This window comes from Hamadaea sp. (assembly GCF_013362815.1).
Lineage (GTDB): Bacteria > Actinomycetota > Actinomycetes > Mycobacteriales > Micromonosporaceae > Hamadaea.
This window is the reverse complement of sequence record NZ_JABFVK010000007.1, coordinates 16163-27192: the sequence shown is the minus strand read 5'-3', so window position 1 is coordinate 27192 and position 11030 is coordinate 16163. Positions and strand designations below refer to the sequence as shown.

The 11030-nt window shown below is 68.5% G+C and carries 9 protein-coding genes; 3 read left to right on the top strand and 6 right to left on the bottom strand.

What is annotated here, in order from left to right:
* The 4 genes from HOV77_RS03290 to HOV77_RS03275 form a co-directional block, all read right to left on the bottom strand.
* The coding region (locus tag HOV77_RS03290) for a hypothetical protein (protein ID WP_290857344.1) at nucleotides 1-559 on the bottom strand (559 nt) is incomplete at its 3' end.
* A complete protein-coding gene (locus tag HOV77_RS03285; protein ID WP_290857341.1) occupies nucleotides 556-1032 on the bottom strand; it encodes an NADH-quinone oxidoreductase subunit B family protein in 477 nt (158 codons plus the stop codon). The genes HOV77_RS03285 and HOV77_RS03290, both read right to left, overlap by 4 nt.
* Nucleotides 1033-1078: 46 nt before the next feature.
* Nucleotides 1079-1423 carry a metalloregulator ArsR/SmtB family transcription factor gene (locus HOV77_RS03280; RefSeq protein WP_290857348.1) on the bottom strand — a complete coding sequence of 115 codons (345 nt, stop codon included), beginning with the start codon at nucleotides 1421-1423 and terminating at the stop codon, nucleotides 1079-1081.
* Between the two features lie 317 nt (nucleotides 1424-1740).
* Entirely contained in the window at nucleotides 1741-3135 is a 1395-nt protein-coding gene (locus tag HOV77_RS03275; protein ID WP_290857339.1) for a PLP-dependent aminotransferase family protein, read from the bottom strand.
* A gap of 43 nt (nucleotides 3136-3178) precedes the next feature.
* Here HOV77_RS03275 and HOV77_RS03270 point away from each other — a divergent pair, with 43 nt between their 5' ends.
* A complete protein-coding gene (locus HOV77_RS03270; RefSeq protein ID WP_290857337.1) occupies nucleotides 3179-4153 on the top strand; it encodes a DMT family transporter in 975 nt (324 codons plus the stop codon).
* Between the two features lie 156 nt (nucleotides 4154-4309).
* Here the strand turns inward: HOV77_RS03270 and HOV77_RS03265 are convergent, their stop codons facing one another.
* A complete protein-coding gene (locus HOV77_RS03265) occupies nucleotides 4310-4516 on the bottom strand; it encodes an RNA-binding S4 domain-containing protein (protein ID WP_290857332.1) in 207 nt (68 codons plus the stop codon).
* Between the two features lie 280 nt (nucleotides 4517-4796).
* On the opposite strand from HOV77_RS03265, the gene HOV77_RS03260 reads away from it, so the two are divergent.
* Nucleotides 4797-5738 carry an aminoglycoside phosphotransferase family protein gene (locus HOV77_RS03260; RefSeq protein ID WP_290857326.1) on the top strand — a complete coding sequence of 314 codons (942 nt, stop codon included), beginning with the start codon at nucleotides 4797-4799 and terminating at the stop codon, nucleotides 5736-5738.
* Between the two features lie 170 nt (nucleotides 5739-5908).
* The gene (locus HOV77_RS03255; protein ID WP_290857323.1) at nucleotides 5909-7150 is read left to right on the top strand and encodes an MFS transporter; all 1242 of its coding nucleotides are present in this window, start codon (nucleotides 5909-5911) and stop codon (nucleotides 7148-7150) included.
* Here the strand turns inward: HOV77_RS03255 and HOV77_RS03250 are convergent.
* Nucleotides 7143-10757, bottom strand: coding sequence for a choice-of-anchor D domain-containing protein (locus HOV77_RS03250; protein ID WP_290857321.1), 3615 nt, complete (start codon nucleotides 10755-10757; stop codon nucleotides 7143-7145). The genes HOV77_RS03255 and HOV77_RS03250 overlap by 8 nt on opposite strands.
* Nucleotides 10758-11030: the final 273 nt, after the last annotated feature.

Below are 11030 nucleotides of genomic sequence, written 5' to 3'. Positions count from 1 at the left end.
AGACCAGTCCGATGAGGACGGTGACGAAGCCGGCTTGGGTCATCGCCGCGTACCAGATCGCCGCTGGGCGTACCTCGGCTCGATGGCGGTGCTCGGTCAGCACCAGCAGCAACGAGGTGACTGCCATCAATTCCCAGCACACGAGGAACGTGGGAACACTGTCGGCCACCGGGACCAGCAGCATCGAACCCGTGAACATCGGCAGAACCAGGAGGGCCGTACGCGACCCGGGACCTTGGCCGGTGCTTTCGGCGTACCCGATGGTGTAAATGCCGGCAAGGGTCGTGACGGCCCCGATCAGCAGGAGGAACCACCCGGACAGCGCGTCTGCCGAGAGCTGTACGCCCGCGAGCGGGAGCAACTCGGGCAGATCGAGCCGCCACGACCGGCCGGAAAGCGCGGCCACCCCGCCGAGCGCGCCGGCGATGCCCGACGCGGCCAGGAGCGGACCGACCAGCCGCGGCCTGATGCGGGCCGGCAGCAAGGCGGCCGCGGACGCCGTGACGGACAGCGCGAGCAATGTGGCCAGCGCGGTGCCGATCGGATCCCAGCTGGTCATCGCCCGGTCAGCCCCCGCAAGGCGGCCACGATCGCCGACGGTTCGGGCGGACACCCCGGGACGTGCAGATCCACCGGGACCACATCGGACACCGGACCGAGTACGCCCGGACCGCCCGCGAAGACGCCGCAATTGCGAGCGCAGTCGCCGATCGCCACCACGATCCGCGGTTCCGGCATCGCCTCGTAGGTCTTGCGCAGCGGTTCGGCCATGTTCACCGTGACCGGACCCGTCACCGTCAGCACATCGGCGTGCCTAGGCGACGCCACCAGCCGTACGCCGTGCCGCTCGGCGTCGTAGACGGGCGAGAACGCCTGACCGATCTCGATCTCGCAGCCGTTGCAGGACCCCGCGTCGACGTGCCGCACCTGCGCCGAACCTCGTAGCGCTGCCGCTGCGGGCAGCGGTGCGTCGGGCTCGCCTTCAGGCTCGGCCGCCTTGCCCACGGCCAGCATCTTCCTCGTCAGGCCCATGCGGGCCTCGCGGCTCTTCCGACGCGGGCTCTTGGGCCGTGGACTTTTAGGACGCGGTTGCGGTGTCGGTAGCTCGCAGGTCGTCGAGCAGCCCGGCCTGCGAGGTCAGCACCTCGGTGAGAATCCGGCGCGCCACTGCGAGCAGCTCCGCGACCTGCGGGCTGACCAGCGAGTAGAAGACGGCCGAACCCTCTTTGCGGGTGGTGACCAGATTCAGCCTGCGCAAGACGGCCAGCTGTTGGGACAGGTGCGCCGGCTCCAGGCCGACGTCGGCCAGCATCTCCGACACGGCATGTTCCCGCTCGGACAACAACTCCAGGACACGGATGCGAGCCGGATGGGCCAGCGCCTTGAAGAACTCCGCCTTCGCCTGATACAGCGGCGTGGACACCGGGCCACCTCCCTTGCTCGCCCGCACTCCCTTGCTCGCCTTCACGATACCGGCCATCGGCGGTGCGACTGCGTACGGCAGCGCCCGCCGGCCACGGCTCCACGACAGCACCTGACCACACAAGTTGCTAAAGTTAGCAAATAGTTGATCCTCTGGCTAGCACCCACGCGCGCGTGACCCAGTTCATTGCGACGGACGGTGGACGCAACCAACAATGCCGTCGTGATCGTCGGCTTCCGATGTTCGTGGCGGAGATCAACGGAGAAAATGTGGGGCTATGGCACCGCGAATCTTCCGCTGATCATGGCCGCCCATGATCAACGGGATGGGGGGTGGTGGATGACGGCGGCCAGGGTGACGGTGGCGGCGGCCAGCTCGTCGGGGGTCGAGGCGGCGTACCCGAGAACCAGGCCGGGCGGGCCGTCGACCATGCGGCATGCCGACAAGGCGAGCGGTCCCAGCCCGGCTCGGCTCGCGGCGGCGGCCACGGCGACGTCGTCGGAGCCGGGTGGCAGGTCGAGCACGAGGTGCAGCCCGGCTGCGACGCCGTGAATGCGTAGCCCGGGTAGCTGCGTTTCCAGCGCGGCTACCAGGGCGTCCCGCCGGATTCGGTACGCACGCCGGGCTCGCCGTAGATGACGGTCGTACGCACCACTGCCCACCAGGTTGGCGAACGCGTGCTGCTCCAGCACCGGACCACCTAGATCGATCGACCGCCGCTTTGTGCGTATCGCCGCCAAATGCCGGACCGGCGCGGACAGCCAGCCGAGCCGCAGAGCCGGTGCCAGCGCCTTGCTCGTCGATCCTATGTAGATGGTGACGTCCGGCGCGACGCCTTGCACGCAGCCGACTGGATCGCGGTCGTAGCGGAACTCGGCGTCGTAGTCGTCCTCTATGATGACGCCGCCGGTGCGCCGCGCCCAGGCGATGAGTTCCGCGCGGCGCGTGGGCGACAGGACGCTGCCGGTCGGAAACTGGTGCGCGGGCGTGACCACGACCGCGCGGACATCGGTGCGCGCAAGCGCGGCCACGTCGAGCCCTTCCTCGTCGACCGGGACGGGCCGCACGGTCAGCGCGTGCGCCAGCTGCTCGCGGATGCCCTGGCTGCCCGGGTCCTCGATCGCGACCGCGCGGTGCCCAGCCGCGCGCAACACCATGCCGACCAGGGAAAACGCATGCGCCGCGCCCGATGTGAGCAGCAGGTCCGCGGCCGCGAGCCGGGCCGCGCGCACCCGGCGCAGATAGGCGGCGAGCTGCTCGCGGACCGCCGCCGGGCCCGCGGGATCGCCATAGTCCAGGTCCGTGTCACGCATCGTCGTCAATACCGACTCGTACGCACGACGCCAAGCGACCCGCGGGAACAGCCCGAGATCGGGAATGCCGGGCCGGAGTGGCAGTGGCCCGGCCGGGACGAACGAGTCGCGTGCGCTGGCGTCGTGCGGCTGACCGGCCGAGGTGACCGTCGTGCCGGAACCGCGCCGCCCGGTGAGCCATCCTTCGGCGATCAGCTGCTCGTACGCCTCGACGACGACACCGCGGGACACGCCCAGCTCGGTGGCGAGTTCTCGGCTCGACGGCAACCGCGTGCCCGCCGTCAGCCGCCCCTCCTCGATCGCCGTACGCAGAGCTGCCGTCAGCCGTCCGGCAACCCCGCGACCCGTCCGCTCGAACGAGAGGAGCGCCTCCAAGTGGTCCTCCAATTCATCGCTCAAGTGGCCCTCATGTGAGGACCAATCGCAGTCTACGGTCGAGATCATGAAGCTCTCGTACGCGTTGTGCGTCCTCGGCATGACGATCGTCGGCAGTTCGGTGGCGGTCAGCCGGCTCGTCACCGCCTATCCGATGCTGACCGGCCAGGCATTGCGGTACGCCGTCGCCGCCGTCCTGCTCTTCGGCGTCGCCCGGTTCTTCCCCGCTCCGGTGCGTACGCGGCCGACCCGGCGAGACCTGACGTTGCTGGTGGCGCTCGGCGCGGTCGGGCTCGCCGCGTTCAACGCCTTCGTGCTCATCGGGCTGCGGCATGCCGAGCCGGCCGTGATCGGCACCGCGATCGGGGCCGCGCCGCTCATCCTCGCCCTGCTCGGGCCCGTGCTCGCCGGGCGGCGGCCGGCCACTCGCCTCGTGACCGCGTCCGCCGTCGTCGTCGCCGGGACCGCTGTCGTCGAGGGACTCGGGCGTACGGACGCCATCGGGTTGGCCGCCGCCGTGGGCGCGCTCGCGTGCGAAGCGGCCTTCTCCCTGCTCGCCGCCCCTTTGTTGCCCGGCCTCGGAGCCGTACGCGTCTCGGCGTACAGCTGTCTGCTCGCCGTCCCGCTGCTCGTGATCGGCGCAGTGGCCACCGGAGAAGTGGCCGCGATGCGGATGCCGACGTTGCTCGAAGCGGTTGGCTTGGCGTACCTCGCGGTCTTCGTGACGGTGGTTGCCTTCATCGCCTGGTTCCTGGGCATGCAGCAGCTGGGCGTCGAGCGCGCGGGCGTCCTCGTCGGCGTACTGCCCCTGGCGACTCTCGCCGTCGCATCCATCATGGACGGTCAGTTGCCCGAACTGGGCGCGGCCACCGGAGTCCTCGTGGTGGTCGCCGGGCTGGCGCTCCCCCACATCACCCTGCCCCACATCAGCCGGCGTCGGCGGGCAGCACTCGGCCGGGAGCAGGCTCGGCCGGTATACCTAGGTCTACCGGAAGACTCGATCCAGCGTCCTGGTTCGGGCCGGGCGGCGTCGCTAAGTTGACCTCATGACGTCGACAACCTCGCTGCTCAGAGCGGTGACGCAGGCCCGGTTCCCCCGGTCGGCGTGGCTGTGGCGCGGGGTTGCCTACGCCGCGTCGACGGCGATCGCCCGGGCCCTCTCGTTGACCGAGGCGGGCACAGGTCGTGGCCGCGCCGATCAGGCGACGCGCAGGCGTTCCCCGTCGATCTCGACGACGTCTCCGCGATGCAGCTGCCGACCTCGGCGTACCTCGGCCTCGCCGTTGACCACGACCTCCCCCGCGACGATGGCGGACTTGGCCTCGCCACCGGACTCGATGACCCCCGCCAGCTTCAGGAACTGGCCCAGCCGGATCATCTCGTCGCGGATCGGAACGTCTCTCATCCCTGCATCATCGCTCATGCGCCCGACCCCTCGGGTCATCCGGTCCTACGCACTGGCGCCTTTCCTTGATCCAGTGCCCGTGGTCAGCGATTTCCGCCCGATTTCGTAGATCAAGTTCCCCTGGTCAGCGCGAAATCGGGCTCTGAGCGCTGGCCACCGGAACTTGATCTACGAAAACGGCGTTTCGAAGCTGATGAGGGGCACCTGATCTTGGCGGGCGACACGAACTGGGTGCGAAATCTCGTTGCCAGCCAGACCTTTTGCCTGTGAGGCTCACGACGTGATCGACCCGCCAGACATCGACACGCGGGCGCTGGCCGCAGAGGTGGCCGACGCTTGGGCGATCGATGTCGCCGATCTCGTGTTCCTGCCGGTCGGACTCGACGGGCAGGCGTGGGCGTACCGGGTAGAAGGTGCAGACGGCGCGCGCTTCCTCAAACTACGGCGCGGTGAGTTCACGGCAGCCGCCGTGCAACTGCCCGGCGTTCTTCGGGCGTACGGAGTCCAGCAGGTGGTGGCCCCGATCGACCGGCCGAGCGGCGGGACCTGTCACGCGTACGGCGACTTTCAGCTGCTGCTTTATCCGTTCCACGAGGGCGGCAGCCTGTGGAGCCGCGGTCTCACCGATCGGCAGTGGATCGAGTACGGCGAGTTCCTGGGGCACCTGCATGCGGTCACGCCGAACGCCGACGTCGCATCGCTCTTGCCCGCCGAGACCTTCCGGTCGACCGCAGGCGAGCGGCTCCGGGCGCTTGAACCGCAAATAGAGACGAGCAACTTATGGCAGCGCTACGGTGCCGCCCTGCATCGGTTGTCGGACACGGTCGACGAACTCGCCTCCCGCGTACGCCCGACCCGGCACGTCATCTGCCATGCCGACATCCATCCCGGCAACCTGATCGCCGACGCCGACGGTCCGCTGCACGTCGTGGACTGGGACGCACCGATCCTCGCGCCGCGCGAACGGGACTTGATGTTCGTCTTCAGCCAGGACTTCGGCGAACATCCGATCAACGCGCGCCGAGCCGAACTGTTCCGCCGGGGCTATGGGCCGCTGGATCCGGACGAGATGATGCTGAGCTACTACCGCAGCGAACGGCACCTCGATGACGTCGCCGTCTTCGTAGCGAGCATCCTCAACCCCGAGGCCAGTCCGGAATCGCGCGCCAACGACTTGCATTGGCTGATCCGCATCGCCGAGAACGTCGCCAGCCGCAGTTGATCAGGGCGTCGTGGGGTCGATCAGGGGGCTCGGGACACGACACGCCGGCCGACAACGTCCGGTAGTTCATGATCGCGCGGACAATAAGTAAGTTAGCAGCTCGGGCCGCTTAGCGGTATCGGGCGACGAACCGACTCCGGCGGCGTGAACCGGCCACTAACCTCCACCGAGTGCTGATCCCCGGAACTCGCCCGCAACGCGTCATCGCGCTGTCGTCGTTCGTCAACATGCTCGGCAGCGGAATGTTCATGGTCAGTTCCGCGCTGTTCGCCACCCGGGTGGTGGGCCTGTCGGTGGCGCAGGTCGCCGCTGCGCTGGGCATCGCGGCCATCGTCGGGATCTCGGCCGGCATACCGGTGGGGCATCTGGCCGACCGTCGTGGTCCGCGCGAGGTCTATCTCGTCACGCTGTGCATACAAGCGGGGGCGATGGCCGCACTGGTCGCGGTCCGCTCCTTCGGCTTCTTCCTCGTAGCGCTGTGCATCGGCGAGCTGGCCCGCAACGCCAGCGTCTCGGCTCGGGCGCCGCTCGTGCGCCAGTTCGGCGACGCCGACCTGCCCCGGTTCCGCGCGTACCTGCGGTCGGTCGCCAACCTGGCCGGTGCGCTCGGTGCGGTCGCCGCCGGCTTCGCGGTGCAGTTCGACACCCGGCCGGCGTACGTCGCGGTGGTGGTCGGCAACGCGATGAGCTTCGTGCTCAGCGCCGCGATCACGTTGCGGCTGCCGTCGGTCACTCCGGTCCAGCCTCCGGTGGCGGCCGGCCGGTGGCTCGCTCTCCGCGACCGCGGCTACGTGACCTTCACCGTCCTCGATGCGATCATGGCGATCCAGGGCCGGGTCCTGGTCTTCGGTCTGCCGCTCTGGATCGTCGGGCACACGGCCGCGCCCCGGTGGCTGGTCGGCGCGGTGACCTTGCTCAACACCGCGCTCATCGTCGTATTCCAGGTCCGCGCCGGTCGCGGTGTCGCCGACAGTGCGACCGGCGCCAGGGCTTTCCGCCGCGCCGGGCCCGCGTTTCTCGCAGGCATGGCGTTGATTTCAATAGCATCTGGTACGCCGAGCTGGGTGGCCGCCGTCCTGATAGCGCTCGGGGTGGCGGTGCATACGCTGGGCGAATTGTGGCAGGCCGCGGGCTCGATGGAACTGCGGTTCAGCCTCGTCCCGGCGTACGCCCAAGGCCAGTACACCGGGGTCTCGAGCCTCGGCACCGGATTGGTGAACGTCGTCGCACCCTCGGTCGTCGCATTGCTGTGCATCACCTGGGGCACGCCGGGCTGGCTGCTCCTCGGTGGCGTGTTCGTCCTAGTGGGACTCGTCATGCCGGCCGTCGTGCGCTGGGCGGAGGCGCACTCCCCCACGGAGGTCAGGGGACCCCACCAGCCTGGGCGGGATCCCCTGACGTCGGTCAGCTAGTCCAGATCTGGACGGTGGAGCACTGCCCGGCGGGCCAGCCCGTGTTGGCGGTGAAGTTGATCCGCCAGTAGCGCTGACTCGTCGCGGTGAAGGTGACCGTGACGGTGTTGCTGCTCGCCGGGTCGAACGTGTACGCCGCCGACGCCTTCACCGTGGTGAAGTTCGAGCCGTCGGTGCTGCCGAGGATCGACAGCGTCTGCGTACGCGCGCCCCAGGTGGCGGGCAGTTGCAGGACGATCCGGCTCGCACTCTGCGCCGAGCCGAGGTCGACCTGAACCCATTGCGGGAAGGCGTTGTTGGCGCTCTCCCAGTAGGTGTTCTGGTTGCCGTCGGTCACGTTCGACGACGGGTAGACGTCGTTGTGGCTCGACTCGCTGGTGGGCTTGCCGGTCGCCAGCTCGGTGCTGCCACCGGCGCCGGTTCCGGTCAGCGACACCGTGGTCGGGCTGTTGGCCGCGTTGCTGGTGACCGTCAGCGTTCCGGTACGCGTACCGGAGGCCGTCGGCCGGAAGCTGACGTTGACGGTGCACGTCGCTCCGGCCGCCAGCGAGCCGCAGTTGTTGGTCTGGCTGAAGTCGCCCGTCGTGGTCACGCCCGACACCGTCGCGGTGGCGGTGCCGGTGTTGGTCACCGTGACCGCCTGCGCCGGGCTCGTCGTGTTCACCGCCTGGCTGGCGAAGGTCAGCGAGCCCGGGCTCGCACTCAGCGTCGGCGAGGTGCCGCCTCCGCCGCTCGGGTAGACCTCGAACTCCGAGGCCTGCCCGGCCGGCCAGCCGCTGTTGGCGGTGAAGTTCACCCGGACGTAGCGGGCATTCGTCGCCGGGACGCTGATGTTGACGACGTTCGCCGGTGAGGTGAACGTGTACGTCGCCGAACCGACGGCCGTCGTGAAGGTGGAGTTGTTCGTGCTCGTCTGCACCGACAGCGTCTGCGTACGCGTGCCCCAGGCGCTCGACGGCGGCAGCTTCAGCGTCACCTTGCCGATGTTGTAGGTCGCGCCCAGGTCCACCTGCAGCCATTGCGGGAACGCGTTGTTGGCGCTCTCCCAGTAGGTGTTGGCGTCACCGTCGACGGCCAGCGCCGGGGTCAGCGAGCCGTTGGCCTGGCTGCTGGCGGTGGCGGCCTTCTGCAGGGCGAGGTTGGTTGTCGTCCCGATGCCGGTTCCGGTCAGCGCCACCGTGGTCGGGTTGTTGTTGGCGTTGCTGGACAACGTCAGCGTCCCCGTCCGGCTGCCGGACGCCGTCGGAGTGAAGCCGACCGTCACCGTGCACGAGGCGTTCACCGCCAACGACGAGCAGTTGTTCGTCTGGCTGAAATCGCCGGAGGCCGTGACCCCGGAGATGGTCGCCGTGGTGGTGCCGGTGTTGGTGACGGTCACCGTCTGCGCGGCTGCCGGACTTCCGACGATGGTGCCGGCGAAGGTCAACGACGTGGGGTTCGGGCTCAGGATCGGCCCCGGCGCGACGCCCGTTCCCGACAAGGGCACGGAGTTCGTGATTCCGGAAGCCGTCAGGGCGAGCGTTCCGTTACGCGTACCAGATGCGGTTGGGGTGAAGACCACGGAGACGGTGCACGACGACCCGGCGGCGATCGACGAGCCGCAGGTGTTGGTCTGGCTGAAGTCGCCGGAGGCCGTGATCGAGCCGACCGGCGCGGCGGAGGTGCCGCTATTGGTGACCGTGACCGCCTGCGGCGCGCTGGACGAGCCGGTCGCGACCGAGCCGAAGCCGAGCGTGCTGGGGCTGATCGAGATCTGCGACCCGTTGTCCGGCAGGTACGGCGGGAATGTCGGAGTCGTGATGTTCTGGCAGGCGGTCGAGCCGAAGATGCCCGAGTTACCGCCGCCGTCGGTGAGCGTGAAGCCGACGCCGCAGTTGTAGACGGCGGCCGGCGCCTGCGTGCCCGTGGCGGTGCTGTTGGTGATGGTGGCCGAGCCGCCGACCTGCTCCTGGACCACCCAGGTGCCGGAGTTCTGGATCGTCGCGTTGTTGATCTTCACGTTGGTGATGCTCGACCCCGAGACGAACTGGATCGCCTCGAACGGGCTCTGCTGAATCAGGATGTTATCCACATTGGTCAGACCAGACATGGCGGCGTCGCGAGCGTCGAACCATAGCGCGCCCACCCCGAAGTTCCAGTTGGGGTCGAGGCTGCCCGACCGGATGATCGTGTTCCGAAGCACGTCGGTGCGACCGAGAGCGGTCGAGGCGAACCGTTGCGCCACATGGATTCCGCCGCCCTGCGCGAGACCGGAGTCGATGACCCGGTTGTCGGTGACGAAGTTGTCGTGGCCGCCGTAGATCGCGATGCCGTTCGCCAGGATCGGGTACTGCACGGTGTTGTGGTCGAACGAGTCGTTGGCGTCGGCGTTCGTGTCCGACCACGTCGCGAGGCCATCGTCACCGAGGTTGCGCAGATCGCTGTTGGTGACCTTGGAGTTGGTGACGCCGTTGTGGAAGTTCACGCCGTCCGCGGTCACGTTGCGGATACGCATACCGGAGAGGACGAGGTTGTTCATCGGCCCGTCCATCCAAGCGCCGACCTTCAGGTGCTCGATCCAGATCCGGTCGGCGGTGGAGTTGCTCAACGCGCCACCGATGCCGTTGACCTGGTCGCCGTCGTTTCGCTCCTGGACGTTGCCGAAGATGGCGAAGTCGGCCAGGTGGACGCCGCTGCCCCCGTTGGGCGCCCAGCCGCCGTAGAAGCCGGGCGCGTTGCCGACGATCGTGGATCGCCACATCCCCGCACCCTTGATGGTGACGTTGTTGAGGACGAGGTGGCTGCACGACATCCCGCACCCGGGCGAGCTGCCCGGAATCCGGAACGTGCCCTCCGGAATCCACACCGTGCCACCGGCTCCGGCTGCAGCGATCGCGGCGTTGAACGCGGCCGTCGAGTCGTTTACGCCGGTCGCGTCGGCGCCGTGGCTGGTCACCGAGACCGAGCCGGACGGCTGGGCGAGCGCCCCGGCGACGTTCTCGAAATCGGCGAAGTCGATCGTGTACGACCCGGCGGTGTCTTCGGCGTCGACCTGCAACCGGAACTTCGTGCCGGCCGCGTACGCCGTCGGGAAGAGCCGATGCGCCTCGTCGTAGAAGTGGTGCGGGTTGCTGCCGGGGGTGTTGGTGAACGGGTATCCCCCGTAGTACCAGCTGTATGCGTTGGTCAGCGTGAAGTTCGACTGCTTGGTTCCGTTGACGTAGAGCGAGAGCTGAGCGGTGTACACCGATCCGTTGCCGGTGTCCGGGATGCTGTAGCGGAACACGATCGAGTTCGTTGCGGCCGGTGCGGTGAACTCGACGTACTTCCCGGTGCCCTGCAGAGTCACCGCCTTGCGATAGGACGCCTCGGCGGGCAGCGTTCCGTACGCCGAGCTCGGGCCGATCACGGTTCCGTTGGTGGTGGCGTTCTCCGCCTGGACTTCGACGTAGGGCAGGGTCGCGCCGACTCCGCCGGTCGCTGCGGCGGCGGCCGGCTCCGCGGTGAGCGCGACCAGGCCGGCGGCGATGAGCGTACCGACGGCGAACGCTGCCGCTCTGGCTCTGCCGGTACTGCTGGTTCTTCTCGGGCTGCTAGTTCGGGTGCGCGGGAGTGGGGACGGGGACATCTCGCGGCTCCTTCGGTGACGTGAGCGCATGGGGCGGGCGCTGTCACAGGGACCGTAGCGTTGTCGATACATCTTTGCAATATCTCGATGATTCGCTGGCAGAATTTGCACGCCTCGCGCAATACATCGACCGCCAGGGTTTTCATGATCATGTCATTTCTGGGTCGCTGTCACGACGCGGAATTGAACCATGATCTTGAGAATCCGCTGTTGGGTGCCGCGAAACCCCCTCTTATCCGCCTCAAGCGGACCTATCCTGGCTGGGTTGAAGCG

Bases quoted from the DNA above. Each gene is read 5' to 3' on its own strand.
- HOV77_RS03285 (WP_290857341.1), bottom strand. From the start codon at position 1,032: ATGGGCCTGACGAGGAAGATGCTGGCCGTGGGCAAGGCGGCCGAGCCT.
- HOV77_RS03270 (WP_290857337.1), top strand. From the start codon at position 3,179: ATGAAGCTCTCGTACGCGTTGTGCGTCCTCGGCATGACGATCGTCGGC.
- HOV77_RS03265 (WP_290857332.1), bottom strand. From the start codon at position 4,516: ATGAGAGACGTTCCGATCCGCGACGAGATGATCCGGCTGGGCCAGTTC.
- HOV77_RS03250 (WP_290857321.1), bottom strand. From the start codon at position 10,757: ATGTCCCCGTCCCCACTCCCGCGCACCCGAACTAGCAGCCCGAGAAGA.